Source organism: Albidovulum litorale (genome assembly GCF_025751495.1).
Classification (GTDB): domain Bacteria; phylum Pseudomonadota; class Alphaproteobacteria; order Rhodobacterales; family Rhodobacteraceae; genus Albidovulum; species Albidovulum litorale.
In genome coordinates this window covers 43,994-59,823 of record NZ_JAOWKZ010000002.1, presented here as the reverse complement: position 1 = coordinate 59,823, position 15,830 = coordinate 43,994, and the positions used below count along the sequence as shown (strand labels likewise).

Below are 15,830 nucleotides of genomic sequence, written 5' to 3'. Positions count from 1 at the left end.
GCTCAGGTCTTGGTCGGGCAAGTCTGCTGTGCAGGGCAGTCTGCGTCGGTTTCCTGGCCGTCCGTCGGGGCGGGATCGGGGAATGTCAGGCGCGGCAATACGGGGCCGCCGAATTGGGAGGCGGCGGGGGTTACGCCGAATGCGGTGATCATGAGAGCTGCGAGCAGAAGCTTGGTCGGAAATACGGTCATCGGAATGTCCTTTCCTCGGTGTGCCGGGTTTGGCCCGCTGCAATGCGGATGCGTCCAAGGATGCAGGATGCCCGCAAACGCGGCATGGGCAGTTTTGCCCAGATCTCGACCATTCATGCTTAAAGCATTGAAATGTATTTAATCCTTCTGAGGCTCTCACGAGGTCCAGCCAACACGGAGGCGTTACCGATATCGGTTTTCGCTAGGGTTAGACTGAACTTGGTTTAAACTGCGCGTGGAGGAGCCGCCCGTGATCGCCCGTATCTTGACCGCCTGCCTTGCCTTTTCGCTTGCGTCGGTTGCCGCCGCGCAGACACGAACGCCCAGCCATTGCATCGCCATCGCGGATGCCGCGCCTGACATGGTGTGGCGCGCCGGGTGGGGTGATCCCCTGCCATCCGAGACGGTGCGCCTGTCCTATGTCGGCCATTCGACCTATTTCATCGAGACCTATGGCGGGCTGTCGGTCGCGACCGACTATACCGATATGCTCGGTCCCGCCGATGTGGTGCCGGATGTCGTGACCATGAACCACGCGCATTCCTCACACTGGACGTCCATGCCAGATGAACGCATCCCGAATGTCCTGCAAGGCTGGGACTGGACCGGGGAACCGGCGGAGCATCATCTTGACCTTGGCGAGATGCTGGTAAGGAACGTGCCGACCGACATCCGCCGCCCCGGCGGTCAGGTCGAAGCCGCCGGCAACTCGATCTTCGTCTTCGAGGTGGCGGGGCTCTGCATCGGCCATCTCGGACATCTGCACCACGAACCGACGCCGCAGCAATACGCGGCTCTTGGCCGTCTCGATGTCGTGATGGTGCCGGTCGATGGCGGCATGACGCTGGACCTGCCGACCATGATCGCGGTGGTAAAACGGCTCCGCTCCTCTATCGTGCTGCCGATGCACTGGTTCGGTGCGGGCACGCTGTCGGCCTTCCTTGCCGGCATGAAGGACGAGTTCCTCGTGGACATCCGCGAGGACACGTCGCTGGAGGTGTCACTGACCAGCCTGCCGTCGCGACCCACCGTCATCGTCCTGATGCCACGGCTGCTGGAATAACTCTTGCCGTCGCGCCGCTTGCATGCTTCATCGGGCCCATGCTGAACCCCGCCGATGCAAGTTTCGCCAAGAGGCTCGCCACCCTGTTGCCCGAGGACACGGTAACGGCGGCAGAGCCGCGCTATCTGGAGGAACCGCGACGTAGGGCGATGACGGCCGAGGCGCTCGTGGCGAGACCGCGGTCGACCACCGAGGCCGTCGCGATCGTCCGCGCCTGCGTCGAGGCGCGGGTCGGTATCCTGCCCTGGGGCGGTGGCACCGGGCTTGTCCTGGGGCAGGTGATGCCGGAAGGCCCGGAACCTTTGATCCTGTCTCTGGAGCGTATGAACGCGCTGCGTGGCATCTGGCCCGAGGAAGGGCTGATGATCGCCGAGGCGGGCATGACCCTGGCCGAGGTGCAGGCGGCGGCGGAGGGGGCAGGGCGGCTCTTTCCCTTGTCGCTCGCCTCCGAAGGCACCGCCCGGATCGGCGGCAATCTGGCTACCAATGCCGGGGGCACGGCGGTTTTGCGCTATGGCAATGCACGTGAGTTGTGCCTTGGTGTGGAGGCGGTTTTGCCCGACGGGTCCGTGCTGAACGGGCTGAAGCGGCTCAGGAAGGACAACACCGGCTATGATCTAAAGGACCTGCTGATCGGCTCTGAAGGCACGCTTGGCATCATCACTGCCGCTACACTGCGGCTTTTCCCGAAGCCTGCTGCCACCGGCACGGCCATGTTCGTCGTCACCGGACCCGAGGCGGCTTTGTCGCTGCTGTCGCTGATCCAGGAGGCGACGGGGGGCAATGTCACCAGTTTCGAACTGATCCACCGGCAGGGCCTTTTGTTCCTCGATGAGGTGGTGCCCGAGCAACGCCAGCCCTTCGCTGACCGCCCGGAATGGTCGGTTCTGGCAGAGATCGGCCTTCCCCCTGGCCTCGATCCCGAAATGGTTCTCGCAGGAGCCTATGAGGCAGCCGGAGACCTCGTCACCGACGGGATCATCGCATCGAGCGCCGCGCAGGCGGCCACACTCTGGGATCTGCGTGAGGCCCTGCCGGAGGGTAACCGCCGGATCGGCGCCATCGCCTCGCACGACATCTCGCTGCCGTTGTCCGAGATCGCGGCATTTCTGCGCGTGGCGGGGCCTAGGGTGGAGCGGCTCGGCCCCTTCCGGATCAACTGCTTCGGCCATCTCGGCGACGGCAATCTGCATTACAACGTCTTTCCGCCAAAGGGTGGACGGGCGGTCGATCACATTGAAAAGGCAGGGGAAATCCAGCGCGCCGTGCATAATCTTGTGCACGACCACGGCGGCTCCATCAGCGCTGAACACGGGGTCGGACGGCTCAAGCGGGACGATCTGGTGCGTTATGGCGACCCGGCAAAGCTGGCTGCGATGCGGGCGATCAAGGTGGCGCTCGATCCAATCGGAATCATGAACCCGGGTGCCGTCCTCTGACACCGAAGCCCCACCGGCGGAGAACCGGCGGGGCCCAGAGCGAACGGCGGTTACATGAGCTGCAAGCCTCTGCAGGTGCGAACCGGATACCGCCAATCTATTCGGACAAACCTTACCGAATGGTTAAGGTCTCACGCCCCTTCGAATTCACAAAGAACATGCACGTTCATGCCGAGCTTTTCGAGCAGTTTGCGCCCCCCGAGATCGGGCAGGTCGATGACGAAGGCGCAGCCGATGACCTCGGCGCCGAGCCTTTCGCAAAGCTTGATCCCCGCCTCGCAGGTTCCACCCGTGGCCAGCAAGTCATCGACAATCAACACTTTTTCGCCCGCCATCAGGGCATCGTCATGTACCTCCATCACCGCTTCGCCATATTCGAGCTTGTAGGCCTGGCTGATCACGGCGCCCGGCAGCTTGCCCTTCTTGCGGATGGGCACGAACCCCACCGAAAGCTGGTGCGCAATCGCGCCGCCAAGGATGAAGCCCCGCGCCTCCAGCCCCACGACCTTGTCGATTTCCTCGCCCGCATAGGGGTGCAAAAGCTGGTCGATCGCCATCCGGAAGCCACGCGCATCGGCGAAAAGCGTGGTCACATCGCGGAACATGATCCCCTCATGCGGGAAGTCGGCGATGGTGCGGATATAATCCTTGACGGTCTTCTTCATGTGCCCTCCCGGAGCGTCCGAAACGCCCCCCTCCTAGCACGGGAAACAGCGTCGGCGAAGCGTCGGCTTTCTGTCGGCAAATCGTATGGCAAGTCGTTGATGGAGGGATCGAGCAAATGGCGTCACAGCCAGGATGCACTATTTATGCCACCCAGCGCACGAATATGAAAATCAGACGCTATCGGCAGAACCTCCCGTCGGTAGACAACTCGACGCTGTATGCATGCTTGCGAACGGTGTTTGGTCAACAATCATAAGACAACGACAGTCAAAACCTGATTACCACGAGACAACACCCCAATCAGCGGCGATGCTAATTTGACAACTCTGATGAGCGCACTCAAAGTGGAGTTCGGTCTCTCTCTGTCCTTCCGGGTCAATCTCATACTGCCGGACAGATCGTGAATTGAAGTGTAAGATTGACTGCAGGCAAACAGGGTCATGATGTCAGGCATCACTGTCAAAAGCATACCAATTCAAAAGGATTAAAGGTGTCGCGCCGCACAACTCTACGGTCGGCCGTGCGGGCCCATCGGTGGCGCCAGTAGAATCTTTCGTGGAGCTGATAATGGTGAAAGCCTCCAATAACCGCAGCGTCTCTCGGGTTTCGTCAGTTCAGGCTTTTTGCCGCGGAGCGTCTGCACGGCGCGACAAAGCCAATAGCGGCAGTTCCCTGCACGTGCCTTTAAGCAATCTTCTTGGGTTAAACGCATGAAAATCAAGAATGTCATTCTGGTTCTCGCATTGTGCGCGGCATCGTTTTCCTACGGAATTGCCACAGGGTACTGGAGGCTGCCACCCATCGACCAAGTGCGGGACCTGTATCGTCTGTTCCATGAAAAACCCGTTCCGAAGATGGCGGGTTTCACGCTTAACACCGATGCGATTGCGACAGCGCTTGACGCAATGTCGGCTGACATCGAGGCGACGCGAAATGATCTTCGATCGAGGGTCATTCTGCCTTCAGACAGGGTCAAGGTGACCAGCGAAGATATGGGTGACGGATCACGACAAATTTCCGCACAGCTATACGGTCTGACGACGAAATCGCTGCTTTCAAAGGCGGCCGGGGGTGCATCCTGCCTGCGAATTTACATTCAGGGACACGGAGCCGGTCCGTTCGACATGGACTATCACAACACCCTGCTAACGAAAGCGGTAGAGCAGGGATGTGATTTCCTGTCGATGTCGATGGTCGGACTCGGGCAGAATACAGGGCCGGTGGAATTCCCGAGTGGACGCTATCCGGGTCAGGTGACGCGCATGGACTGGCGCGAGGCGCACCGTCACGGCAGTTATATGGTGTTTCACGACGTTACTCTTCCCGCCTACGATTTCCTGACCCTGTTCCTGTCTCCGCACTACTACACGATTCAGTCCATTATCGACGATTACGAGAATGTCTCGGTCATGGGGATTTCCGGAGGTGGCTGGTACACGGTCTGGATGGCTGCGCTGTTCCCCGAGATCGACTATTCGATCGTCTATGCGGGCAGTCTGCCGAATGTGTATCGCACCTCCGAAGCATTCCATGCCGACTACGAAGAGGTCGCGGCGTCGATCTATGACGCGTTCGACTATTGGCAATTATACCATCTGGGAAGCCGGCGTGGCGAGACGGCCGAAGAGAGGGTGCAATACTTTGTCTTCAATGATCGCGACAACTGCTGCTTCATGGACCCTGCGGCAAGCCATTTCGCCGGGGTCGCGAAGGAAATCTATGGCGATGCGGTCAGGGTGATCGTCGATCAGAATGACGAGCATGTGATGAACGTAAGCGTTGTCGAAGCGATCTGGCAGGAGAATGTGCCTGGGGCGGGTGCGACAAACTGAGCTTATTATGCCTTGTGTAAGGGTCCCCGGCCTGCCGGAGAGCAGGCGGGGGATCGTTGGCGGGGCGGGTCAACGACCGGCGAACCGGCAGGACACGTTCCCGTTCATGTCCGCGAACTGGCCTGCCGGGTTTTCGCGGTGGGTCCAGACATGGAGCTCGTAAAACGGGTCGAGGCCGTAGCGGTTGGGCGCGCCGCGAAAGTGCATCAGATGCCCTTCGATTGAAGCTGGCCCGACGAAGGTGATGTATTCCACACCGACCAGAACCAGGCTGCCGTCAGCCTGCGGTTCGTACATGACGGCCTCGGGCCTGGCGATGTCGAGCGCGTTGTCGTCCCCGGTCAGATATCCCATGTTGACATAGTGGATACCCATCGTGCCGCCGCCGTCACCGCTTGCACAGGGAATCGGCGCATAGCCTTCGGCCTTGGCAACGCTGATATCCGTGAACCGGTCTGTTGCAGCGCGAACCCGGTCGACGATGCTTTCGGCGAGGGCGGCATTGGCAAGGCAAAGTCCCGCCGCAACGGTGACAGGCACCGTGCTCGAAATGCGTTTCATGATGTTCTCCTGAATTTGCGGGTCAGACCGCGGTTGCAGGGTCGATGATGGTCTGGACCTCGGTTATGGTCGTGGCGGGAAAGCCGCTGATCCTGGCATGGTCCCGGATCGCGTCCTCGTCCTCGGCGAAATAGATGCAGAACGTCTTGTCGCCGGTCACGTAGGAATGGCTCCACTGAACGCGGGGCGTGAGTTTTGCCAGGGCGTCGTTCGAGGTTCTGGACGCTGCCGACAATTCATCGCCGCTCATCGCACCGACGCCGACGATGTCGCGTTCTATGACGTAACGTTTCAGGGTCATTTTCATTCTCCTTCAGTGGATGATTGAAGGATCGGCGAAGGACGGTTTGGGTTCACCTCAGATTTTCCACAAAGGTATAAAGCTGAGCTATATTGCGCGTATGAAACTCTCGCATCTCAACGGTTTGCGCGCATTGGAAGCGACCCTGAGGAAGGGCAGTTTCTCGGCTGCCGGAGAAGAGCTTGGCGTGACCGTCGCGGCGATCGGCCAGCAGATCCGGGGACTTGAGGACTATCTTGGCGTCAAGCTCTTTGACCGGCACCCGTCCGGCGTCGTGCCGACCGAGGCGGCGCGTCAGGTTGCGGCGCAACTTACCGTCGGGTTTGGTCAGATCGGAGATGCGGTGGACCAGCTTGGCGCCGTGCGGCGGGCCGAGAAACTGCGGCTGGCGACGTTCAAGTGGTTTCACGAGGACTGGCTGACCGAACGTATGCCCGCATTCTATGATCGCAGTCCGCAGGTGGAGGTGACATTCGATCTTGGCGACAAGTTCGTCGACCTTGTGCGGGGAGAGGCCGACATGGCGGTCCGGGTTTCTCCGTCCATCACGGCTGAGTTGAGGTGTGAACATCTGTTCGATGGCGGGTTCATGCCGCTTTGCACGCCGGAATTCGCAAGGGATCACGGGCTCAGTGAGACGACCCGCGACCTGACGGGTATCCCGCTTTACCGGTATTCGCCAACGGCGGGGGATCCCGCGATCGTGGGATGGGCCGAGCTTCTTGAGCGCCACGGGATCAGGCGTGATGACCGTGACCCGCCCAACCGGGTTGCGGGTGTCCGCGCCGCCCTGTCGGGGCAGGGGCTCGTTCTCTGCGGGCTGGTTTCAAGCTTTGCCGAGATGCGCGCCGGACGCCTGATTGCCCCTCTGGGCCCGCGTCTTTTCACGCACTATTCCTATCCCTACACCCTCGTCTGGTCCGCCGGCCGGTCGCTGACGCCCGCCATGCGGAGCTTCCGTGACTGGATGCTGGATGAGCGTCTGGTGTTTCTTGCCGAGGCGTCAGAACTGCTGGATCTGGAACTCCATTAGCTGTGAAAAAGGCAGGTCCGGGATGGCAGGCGCGTTTCCCCCCAGGCCGGTTGATTGCGGTGCGTGTGAGGCGAGCCATCTTTTCGCTTCTGCAGTTTGGTGATCCCCTTCGGAGTTGCAGGGCGTTGGAATGCATCACCTCGGCAGAGTTTTATTCCTGCCCCGGCCGGACCATCTCGAAAACCTCTGTCACCACCGAATAGTCGCGATAGCCGCCGCGGGCGAGGGGATGGAACCTTGTCACGTCGAAGCGGCCGTTCACGACACAATCGTCGCGCAGGTGGATGCCTGTGACTTCGCCGATGATCAGGTGGTTGTCCTTGCCCAGAAGCCGGACGATCTCTGTCACCCGGCATTCGAGTACGGCCGGGGCGTTCTTCACGCGCGGGCAGGGGATGGTTTCGCACTCGGTGCGCTCGACGCCCGCCAGCGTGAATTCGTCGGTGCCGGGGGGATAAGCGCCCGAGGTGAGGTTCATCGCCTCGCGCGCGGCATATTCGACGATATTGACGGCGAAGACGCGGGTTTCCTCGATATTCCTGAGGCTGTCCTTGCGACCCGTGGAGGCGAACATGACCTGCGGCGGGGTGTAGGCGATGCCATTGAAAAAGGAATAGGGGGCGAGGTTGTCTCCGCTTGCGCCGCGCGAGGAGATCCAGCCGATGGGGCGCGGCGTGATGATCGCGTTGAAGGGATTGTGCGGCAGGCCGTGGCCGTCTTCCGGTCGGTAGAACATCGCGCCTCTCATTCAGGTTTGAACCGATCCTGCCCGCATGTTAGGGGCGAATTCCAGCGGATTCGAGGAGAGACGCGCCCTTGTACAGGCTTGAGGAGGAGACGGAGGCCGACTGGTGGGAGGTCGAGGCGCTTTATGACCTCTGCTTTGCGCCGGGGCGGACGGCCCTGTCCTCTTACCGGTTGCGCGATGGTGTGCCGAAGGTCGCCGAACTGTGCCTGACCCTGCGCGACCCGGATGGAACGCTTGCCGCCGTGATCCGGTACTGGCCGGTGCTGGTCGGCGGGCAGAAGGTTCTGCTTCTCGGTCCCATCGCGGTGCACCCGACCCGGCAGGGCGAAGGGCTGGGTGGGATCCTGATGCATGAGAGCCTTGCCGAGGCGGCGCGTCTGGGATGGGAGCGTGTGCTTCTGGTCGGCGACTATCCCTATTACCGCAAGTTCGGGTTCCGCAAGCTTGAGGGGGTGGAGATGCCGCCGCCAACGAACCCCGACCGCGTGCTGGGCCTCGCGCTGCGGCCCGGCGCCTGGGACGGCGTTTCGGGTGCGGTTACAAGGGCGGTGGATTGAAGCGCGGCCTGCCGCTTCATATCTATAAGACATGGAAAACGAAACGAACCTTCCGGTTCCGGCGGTTTTGGACGGCGTGCCGGTCCTGACCCTGCCCCCCGACGCCCTTGTGGAGCTGTCGGCTTTGGCCCTGCGCCTTAAACGCGCCAACGGGCCGGTGATGCGGGTGATGAACACCATTGGAGGCAAGGTCGAGACACGGTTTTCGGGCCTGCCCACAAGCGTCAAGCGGCTGATCCAGACGGGCACGGCGGAAATTCTGGAAGGCGCTTACTGGGCGGCGGGCAAGGTCGGTTCGCATCCTTCCGTGCCCGAGACCGGCGATTGGGGTCACCGGGTTGCCGCCGCGACGGGTGGCGCGCTGGGCGGGTTTGGCGGCATCGGCTCGGCCATGGTGGAATTGCCCGCGACGGTCGCGGTGTTTTTCGGGGCGATGCAGAAGGTTGCGGGTCAGTACGGCTTCGATCCGGGCGCGGAAGAGACGCGGCTCATCTGTCTGGAGATCTTCGGGGCGGGCGGGCATTTGGCGGGCGATGACGGGGTCGATACCTCGTTCCTCGGCACAAGGCTGGCCGTCAACGGCGCGACCTTGCAGGCGATGATCCAGCAAGTGGCCCCGGCTTTGGCCATCGTCCTTGGCCGCAAGCTTGCCAGCCAGTCGGTGCCGGTTCTGGGTTCGGCTGCGGGGGCGGGCATCAACCTCGCTTTCCTCTCCTATTACCGCGACATGGCGCATGTTCGCTTCGGGTTGAAGCGGTTGGCCGGACGGTATGGCGATGAAACGGTGGAGGTCGAGTTCCGGCAAAGCCTGATCCGGCTTGGGCTGGAAGAGTGACGGGCCACACCGGCATGTGATGTGCAATTGGGCGGGTTGCGCTTGACCCGCGACGGGGTGCCCCCGATATGCGGGACTGAACCCGAACCGGCACGTCTTGATGGCACATTCCGAAGATACCAGGATCACCTTTGCGCGGCTGCCCGAGATCGCGCCGGAGGAGATCATCGCGCATATGTCCGATCCGCGCATGGCCGAGCATATGCCGCTCCTGACCTTCACCTGGGATCGCGACCGGCTGGACGCGTTCGTGGCTACCAAGGAAGCCTGCTGGCAGCGCGACGGCTTGGGCCATTGGGCGTTTCTGGCGGATGGGACCTATGTCGGCTGGGGCGGGTTCCAGAAAGAGGGTGAAGAGTGGGATTTCGGGCTGGTGCTGCGCCCTGAGAATTTCGGCCTCGGGATGCGGATCGCGAAACAGGCGCTGGACTTCGCGCGGGCCGATGCCCGCATTTCTTACGTGACCTTCCTGCTGCCGCCCTCGCGCCGCAAGCTCGGCGCGCTGGCGCGGCTGGGCGCGCGGGCGCTGGGCGACGTGGACTATGAGGGCGAGCGGTTCCTGAAGTTTCGCCTTGATACGATGTGACCGCGGCGGGGGCGTTGGTTTAAGTGCTGCGCTATAGTCGTTTTCCGGACCTTTGTCCCATCTTCACGATGCTGCGATCGCTGCCCCGCTTACCGGCCCTTCGCCGCGTGTGTAAAACCGGAGGTGATCGAACGCACGGTCTGCCGGACAAACCTGCCTTTGTTGCCGACACTTGATATGGCTAGTCTGTAGATCGCGGGGGCAGACGATTCACAGACGACCCATTCTACAAAGCGCATTGGCGGAATATCGACCCTGGCAGGATGTCTGCCTATCGGGACGGTCGTTTAGGGCGCGTTCCAGACAATCACAGTTCGTATTCCGGAATAACTCCCGCCTTGGCGGCGGAATCGCAACACATCGATCATGTGAGCGGTATCGGCGTTGGCAGAACGTGCAGGCGCTGCTACTCGATAGGCACGCGAACAGTCCGGGGAGGCGGCACATGGGCGGGATTACGATGACGCGGCGGGGTTTTGCCGCTTTGGCCGCAGCCGGCGCACTCACGGGCTGCGCCCGGTCGGGTGAAGTTTTTGAAGAGGTCGGCGCCGATGTCGCCCAGTCGAATTTCGTCGAAGGCTATGGCCCGGTAGCGGATGGAGAATACCTGCTGCCTGGTGTGCCTTCCGAATATCTCGAAGGCGTCAACCGCCGGTCGCTCGTCGCCTATACTGGCGATCAGGCGCCCGGGGTGATCGAGATCGACCCCTTCGCGAAGTTCCTTTTCTTCGTGAACGAAGACGGCAGCGCCTGGCGCTATCCGATCGCCGTCGGGCGCGCGGGCAAGACGCTGCGCAGCACCACCACAATCCGCCGCAAGGAGGAATGGCCGGGCTGGCAGCCCACGGCGAACATGCTGCGGCGTGAGCCCGAGGTCTATGGCCCCTTCGCCAATGGCATTCCGGGCGGGCTCGCCAGCCCCCTCGGTGCCCGCGGGCTCTATCTCTATTCCGGCTCACGCGACACGTTTTACCGGATCCACGGCACCAACGATCTCGGATCGATCGGCAATTCCGGTTCGGCAGGCTGCATCCGCCTCTTCAATCAGGACATCATCGACCTTTATGACCGCGTCCCTCTCGGTACCCGCGTGGTGATCCGCACCTATGAGGACTCAGTGCGGATCGAGGGAGAGGCGATGGCCAATCGTGGCATGGAACTGCCGCCAAAGATCGTCTCGCCCGAGACCATCTATGGCGCGCTGGAGGACAGCGCGGGCTAAAGCCGGATCACGTAATCCTTCCGTGTCGTCTCGATCACTTCCCATGTGCCGGAAAAGCCCGGACGCAGGATGAAGCTGTCACCGGCAGCCAGAGGATATTCCGTGCCGTCGTCCGATGTAATCACCGAACGGCCCTTGAGGATGCGGCAATACTCCCACTCGTCATATGAGATGCGCCACTTTCCCGGCGTCGCTTCCCAGATGCCGCAGTAAAGCCCGTCGATTTCCTCCGCATTCCAGGTGGTGAACCGGGGATCGCCTGAAATCAGTTTCTCTGGCGCGGGGGCATCGTGTTCCGCCTTGGCGGCGTCGGGGGTCAGGCGGAGGAAGTCGGGCATGGTTGTCTTTCCTGTTGGGGCACGGTCGCAAGATTTGCCCTCTGCCCGTTTCAAAGGCAATGGGGCACAAGCCTTTGCTGGACCCGCCCGACGGGCGGCGTATAGTAGCGCGAACTCGAAGCTGGAAATGATGCTGCGTTGCGGCTATCCTTTTTCTGCGACTGCGAAGGAGGGCGGTATGAGTGCGACGGGTGAAGTGAAGCGGCCGGTTCCTCCCGATATAAGGGCACGGAAGGGGGGCACGCCGCTGGTGGTCCTGACCGCCTATACGACGCCGGTAGCCCGGCTCGTCGATCCGCATTGCGATATCGTCCTGGTCGGCGACAGCCTCGGCATGGTGGTACACGGCCTGCCCTCGACGCTGGGTGTCACGATGGAGATGATGATCCTGCATGGTCAGGCCGTTGCGCGCGGAACCGCGAAATCCATGCTCGTCATCGACATGCCCTTTGGCTCCTATGAGGAAGGGCCTGAGCAGGCCTTCCGCAACGCCGCGCGGCTGATGGTGGAAACCGGGGCGGCGGCGGTCAAGCTTGAGGGCGGCGTGCATATGGAGGAAACCATCGCCTTCCTCACCGCGCGCGGCATTCCGGTCATGGCCCATATCGGGCTGACCCCACAGGCGGTGAACACGCTTGGCGGGTATCGCGTACAGGGGCGCGGCGAGGATGCGGCGCGTATCCGCCGCGATGCCGAGGCGGTCGCGCGTGCCGGGGCGTTTTCGGTCGTGCTGGAAAAGGTGCCCGATGCGCTGGCGCGTGAGATCACGAACGCGATCGACATTCCGACGATTGGCATTGGCGCCTCGGTCGACTGTGACGGGCAGGTTCTGGTCGTCGATGACATGCTGGGGCTTTTCACGTCTTTCCGGCCGAAATTCGTGAAACGCTACGCGGAACTCGGCGAAGAAGCCGACCGTGCCATCGCCGCCTATGCCGCCGAGGTCCGGGCGCGGACCTTCCCGGCACCCGAACATGTCTTTGGTGAAAAGGTCCCCGGTAAATGACCGAGGTGATCCGGAGCGCAGAGGCTCTGCGCGAGAAGGTGGCGGGCTGGAAACGCGCGGGCGCGCTGGTGGGTGTTGTGCCGACGATGGGAGCACTGCATGACGGGCATCTCAGCCTCGCCCGCGAAGCGCGCAAGCAATCCGACCGGGTGATCGTGACGATCTTCGTCAACCCGATGCAGTTCAACAATCCCGAAGACCTGAAGAAATACCCGCGTGATGAGGCGCACGATCTGGCGCTCCTGGAGGCGGACGGGGTCGATGTGCTCTTCGCGCCCGGCCCGGAGGAGGTCTATCCCGACGGGTTCGCCTCCAAGGTCACGGTCTCGGGCGTGTCCGAACCGATGGAGGGAGCCTTTCGCCCCGGCCATTTCGACGGCGTGGCGACGGTCGTGACCAAGCTTTTCGGCATGACGCAGGCCGGGCGGGCGTTCTTCGGCGAAAAGGACTGGCAGCAGGTGCAGGTCGTGCAAAGGCTGGTGCGCGACCTGAACATCCCGACCCGGATCATTCCCTGCCCGACGATCCGCGAGGACGACGGGCTTGCCATGTCCTCGCGCAATGTGCGGCTGACGGCGGCAGAGCGGGCCGTCGCCCCGGCGCTTCACCGGGAAATGCAGGCAGCGGCTGCGGCGATCCGGGGCGGGACGGCACCCGATGCAGCGCTTGGTGCAGCGCGGGAGGCGATCCTGGCGGCCGGGTTCGCTTCAGTCGAGTATCTCGACCTGCGCGACGCTGAAACACTTCAGACGGCCACCTCACTGGACCGTCCGGCGCGGCTTCTGGCGGCGGCGGCTCTGGGTGAGGTGCGTTTGATCGACAATATCGCGGTGTGAGGGGTTCCGGGCCTTGCGGCCCGGATTGGGCGGGGGGCTCTGCCCCCCGAACCCCCCGGAGTACTTTGGCCAAGAAGAAGTCAGGGGGTAAGGAGTTCGGTGAGGACGAGCGCCATCACCTTCGCGCTGTCTTCCATGTCCTGAATGCCGACCCATTCGTCGGGCTGGTGCGCAAGGTCCAGGATGCCCGGCCCGTAGGCGATGCAGTTCTTCAGCCGCCCGATCCGGTCGATATGCTTCTGGTCATAGGTGCCCGGCGAGACGACGTAGTTGGCTTGCCGCCCAAGCACCCGTTTGATCGCCGCTGCCGTCGTGCTGACAACCGGCGCGTCCCGTTCCGTCATCACCGGCTGAACTTCGAACAGGTCGCGGATCTCGTAGTCGAAGGACGGGCGCACGTCCTTCACCCGCTCCATCAGCGCTGTCACCTCCCGCTTCACCTCGGCCAGATCCTCTTCGATCAGAAACCGCCGGTCGATGGTGATGCGGCAGCGGTCGGGGACGCAAGCGGTGGGAAGGCCGGTATAGTCCTCGTCCTGTTCCGCCGCACCGCCATGCACCGCGTTGATGTTCAGCGAGGGTTGCCGGGCGCCATCCGGAATGACCGGCATCTCGGTGCGCTTCGTGGCCAGAAGCGGGAAGAGCGCCGCCTCCATCTCGGCCAGCACCGCCCCCATGTGACGCACCGCGCAATCGCCGAGAAAGGGCATGGAGCCATGGGCGATCCGCCCCTTCGTCTCGATCTCGGCCCACCAGACGCCGCGATGGCCAAGGCAGATGCGGTCCTTGTGCAGAGGCTCGGGGATGATGACGTGCTGCACGCGCTCCGGCGCGAACCAGCCCTGTTCGGCAAGGTAGGCGACGCCACCAAAGCCTCCAGATTCCTCATCCGCCGTGGCGCTGATCTCTATCGCGCCGCGATAGTTGGGACAGGCCGCGATGAAGGCTTCGGCCGCGATGATCGACGCGGCCAAGCCCCCCTTCATGTCGCAGGCCCCCCGCCCGTAAATGCGGTCGCCCTCAACTTCCGCCCCAAAGGGATCGCGGGTCCAGCCATGGCCTGCCTCGACCACGTCGTGATGCGAATTGAAATGCACGCAGTCCCCCGCGCCGCCGCCCTCGGCCCTTGCGACGAGGTTCCAGCGGGGATGCGCGGGCGCATCGCCAAGCGCCCCCTCGGCGCGGACCAGGTCCACCCTGAAACCCGCGCGGCCCAGCCTCTCGGCGAGGTATTCGCAGATCTCCAGATAATTCCGCCCCGGCGGGTTGACCGTCGGGATGCGGATCAAGTCCTGCGTCAGCCGGACCAGATCACCGCGGCGGGCGGCGATCTCGGCGAACAGGCGGGCGGTCAGATCGGCAGGCATGGCGCAAGGCTAGCCCCGCTGTCCCCCATGCCGCAACGACAATCCGGCGGGCAGAGATTGCAGGATGACGCCGCGTTTGGATTTTGCGATAACGATTTCGACAACCGGGGGGATGACAAACGACCCGTGCATCCCCATCATTGTAAATAGGTTTAACATCAGGGAGCGCCCATGTCCGATTTCGATGCCCAGATTCTTGAAAGCCAGAAACAGGTTTCCGCGGCGCAGGCCAAAATCTCGGAACTGACAAGCCGGATCGAAACTGCGCGGCAGAAGCTCAAGACCGGCGACGACGTGTCGATCGACATCGAGAATGCAACGCTCGATGACGTCCATGCCCATGCCGAGATCATGAACGCGAACATCGCCGAACTGATCATGGGGCTCGACGATGTCACGGCGGGCTTTTCCAAGGATTTCGATGAGATGCGCAACAAGACGGGGCTGGAAAGCTTCATCGGCATCTTCTCCAAGGGCAAATCCGAATCGATGCGGCAGGAACGCCTGCGCGGTGCCTCCATCGACGACAAGTTGCAGGACCTGATCGGCAAGTCCGACGTGATCGTGAAACTCTTGGAAGGTCAGCTCAACATCCTCAATCAGCACAAGGACAAGGTCGAGGCCAACCTGACCGAGACGCTTTCGGACCGCGAGGTGACGGTGGGCGAGTTGGAAACGCTCCGTGCCGATATCCAGAAGCTCGACCCCGAGATCATCAAGATCGAAAACGCGATCAGCGTCGAACAGGACGCGGCAAAGCGCACGCAGCTGGAAAGCCAGCTTGCCGAGTTGAACAAGCGCTACAACGCGATGGTGCAGGATGAGCAGGTGAAGCTCGCCAAATCCCAGACGCTGGAGCGCTATATCGAGAAGGGCAAGACCTGGGTGGACAGCCTGCAAAATCAGGCGGCGACCCAGATGGTGCTGATCAACAAGCTGCAGACGGACACCAAGCAGCGGGTGGTACTTTATGATGCGTTGACCAAGAGCTTGAAGACCGCGCAGCAGCAGGACGTGGCCCACAAGATCAACGAGATCGGGGTCAAGACCGATCAGGAGGCGCAGGCGGCCATGGCCGGGATCGGCGTCGCGACCAACACCCGCATGGCCGAGATGATGGAGGCGCACGAGGACCAGATGGTCTTTGCCCGCAAGGTGCTGGAGCAGAAGGCCAAGGCCGACGAACGCTTCGCCCGGCGGTTCCAGCAGATCGTCGAGAAGCACGACAAGAACCTGTATGGTGGGTAAG

General features: G+C 62.4%; 18 protein-coding genes. 11 read left to right on the top strand and 7 right to left on the bottom strand.

Features of this window, described 5'->3' with window-relative positions; all coding sequences use genetic code 11:
* Positions 1 to 2 precede the first annotated feature (2 nt).
* Positions 3 to 191, bottom strand: coding sequence for a hypothetical protein (locus OEZ71_RS06120; RefSeq protein WP_263739074.1), 189 nt, complete (start codon positions 189 to 191; stop codon positions 3 to 5).
* A gap of 253 nt (positions 192 to 444) precedes the next feature.
* On the opposite strand from OEZ71_RS06120, the gene OEZ71_RS06115 reads away from it, so the two are divergent.
* Positions 445 to 1,254 (top strand): MBL fold metallo-hydrolase, encoded by an 810-nt coding sequence (locus OEZ71_RS06115; protein ID WP_263739965.1) that lies wholly within the window; start codon positions 445 to 447, stop codon positions 1,252 to 1,254.
* Between the two features lie 38 nt (positions 1,255 to 1,292).
* Positions 1,293 to 2,693 (top strand): FAD-binding oxidoreductase, encoded by a 1,401-nt coding sequence (locus OEZ71_RS06110; protein WP_263739073.1) that lies wholly within the window; start codon positions 1,293 to 1,295, stop codon positions 2,691 to 2,693.
* A 131-nt stretch (positions 2,694 to 2,824) separates the two neighbouring features.
* Here OEZ71_RS06110 and OEZ71_RS06105 read toward each other — a convergent pair whose 3' ends face one another.
* Positions 2,825 to 3,358, bottom strand: coding sequence for an adenine phosphoribosyltransferase (locus OEZ71_RS06105; RefSeq protein ID WP_263739072.1), 534 nt, complete (start codon positions 3,356 to 3,358; stop codon positions 2,825 to 2,827).
* Positions 3,359 to 4,069: 711 nt separating this feature from the next.
* Between OEZ71_RS06105 and OEZ71_RS06100 the strand changes: the two genes are divergently transcribed.
* Positions 4,070 to 5,191 (top strand): hypothetical protein, encoded by a 1,122-nt coding sequence (locus OEZ71_RS06100; protein WP_263739071.1) that lies wholly within the window; start codon positions 4,070 to 4,072, stop codon positions 5,189 to 5,191.
* Between the two features lie 69 nt (positions 5,192 to 5,260).
* On the opposite strand, the gene OEZ71_RS06095 is transcribed toward OEZ71_RS06100, so the two are convergent.
* Positions 5,261 to 5,752 (bottom strand): hypothetical protein, encoded by a 492-nt coding sequence (locus OEZ71_RS06095; protein ID WP_263739070.1) that lies wholly within the window; start codon positions 5,750 to 5,752, stop codon positions 5,261 to 5,263.
* Positions 5,753 to 5,774: 22 nt separating this feature from the next.
* Positions 5,775 to 6,053: a DUF4242 domain-containing protein gene (locus OEZ71_RS06090; protein WP_263739069.1), complete on the bottom strand. Its 279-nt coding sequence runs from the start codon at positions 6,051 to 6,053 to the stop codon at positions 5,775 to 5,777.
* A gap of 100 nt (positions 6,054 to 6,153) precedes the next feature.
* On the opposite strand from OEZ71_RS06090, the gene OEZ71_RS06085 reads away from it, so the two are divergent.
* A complete protein-coding gene (locus OEZ71_RS06085) occupies positions 6,154 to 7,086 on the top strand; it encodes a LysR substrate-binding domain-containing protein (protein ID WP_263739068.1) in 933 nt (310 codons plus the stop codon).
* Between the two features lie 151 nt (positions 7,087 to 7,237).
* Here OEZ71_RS06085 and OEZ71_RS06080 read toward each other — a convergent pair whose 3' ends face one another.
* A complete protein-coding gene (locus OEZ71_RS06080; protein WP_263739067.1) occupies positions 7,238 to 7,822 on the bottom strand; it encodes a flavin reductase family protein in 585 nt (194 codons plus the stop codon).
* Between the two features lie 80 nt (positions 7,823 to 7,902).
* Between OEZ71_RS06080 and OEZ71_RS06075 the strand changes: the two genes are divergently transcribed.
* The 4 genes from OEZ71_RS06075 to OEZ71_RS06060 all read left to right on the top strand — a co-directional run bounded on the left by OEZ71_RS06075 (position 7,903) and on the right by OEZ71_RS06060 (position 11,034).
* The gene (locus tag OEZ71_RS06075) at positions 7,903 to 8,391 is read left to right on the top strand and encodes a GNAT family N-acetyltransferase (RefSeq protein ID WP_263739066.1); all 489 of its coding nucleotides are present in this window, start codon (positions 7,903 to 7,905) and stop codon (positions 8,389 to 8,391) included.
* Between the two features lie 31 nt (positions 8,392 to 8,422).
* Complete coding sequence (locus OEZ71_RS06070) at positions 8,423 to 9,226, top strand: EcsC family protein (RefSeq protein ID WP_263739065.1); 804 nt, start codon at positions 8,423 to 8,425, stop codon at positions 9,224 to 9,226.
* 100 nt (positions 9,227 to 9,326) lie between these two features.
* The gene (locus tag OEZ71_RS06065; RefSeq protein ID WP_263739064.1) at positions 9,327 to 9,812 is read left to right on the top strand and encodes a GNAT family N-acetyltransferase; all 486 of its coding nucleotides are present in this window, start codon (positions 9,327 to 9,329) and stop codon (positions 9,810 to 9,812) included.
* A 445-nt stretch (positions 9,813 to 10,257) separates the two neighbouring features.
* Positions 10,258 to 11,034, top strand: a complete 777-nt coding sequence (locus OEZ71_RS06060; RefSeq protein ID WP_263739063.1) for a L,D-transpeptidase — start codon at positions 10,258 to 10,260, stop codon at positions 11,032 to 11,034.
* On the opposite strand, the gene OEZ71_RS06055 is transcribed toward OEZ71_RS06060, so the two are convergent.
* A complete protein-coding gene (locus tag OEZ71_RS06055) occupies positions 11,031 to 11,372 on the bottom strand; it encodes a cupin domain-containing protein (RefSeq protein ID WP_263739062.1) in 342 nt (113 codons plus the stop codon). The two genes, OEZ71_RS06060 and OEZ71_RS06055, sit on opposite strands and share 4 nt — an antisense overlap.
* A gap of 178 nt (positions 11,373 to 11,550) precedes the next feature.
* Here OEZ71_RS06055 and panB point away from each other — a divergent pair, with 178 nt between their 5' ends.
* A complete protein-coding gene (gene panB / locus OEZ71_RS06050) occupies positions 11,551 to 12,378 on the top strand; it encodes a 3-methyl-2-oxobutanoate hydroxymethyltransferase (protein WP_263739061.1) in 828 nt (275 codons plus the stop codon).
* A complete protein-coding gene (gene panC / locus OEZ71_RS06045; RefSeq protein WP_263739060.1) occupies positions 12,375 to 13,214 on the top strand; it encodes a pantoate--beta-alanine ligase in 840 nt (279 codons plus the stop codon). Before panB ends, panC begins: the two co-directional genes overlap by 4 nt.
* Positions 13,215 to 13,294: 80 nt before the next feature.
* Here the strand turns inward: panC and OEZ71_RS06040 are convergent, their stop codons facing one another.
* A complete protein-coding gene (locus tag OEZ71_RS06040) occupies positions 13,295 to 14,581 on the bottom strand; it encodes an acetylornithine deacetylase/succinyl-diaminopimelate desuccinylase family protein (protein ID WP_263739059.1) in 1,287 nt (428 codons plus the stop codon).
* A gap of 171 nt (positions 14,582 to 14,752) precedes the next feature.
* On the opposite strand from OEZ71_RS06040, the gene OEZ71_RS06035 reads away from it, so the two are divergent.
* A complete protein-coding gene (locus OEZ71_RS06035; protein WP_263739058.1) occupies positions 14,753 to 15,829 on the top strand; it encodes a GumC domain-containing protein in 1,077 nt (358 codons plus the stop codon).
* Position 15,830: the final 1 nt, after the last annotated feature.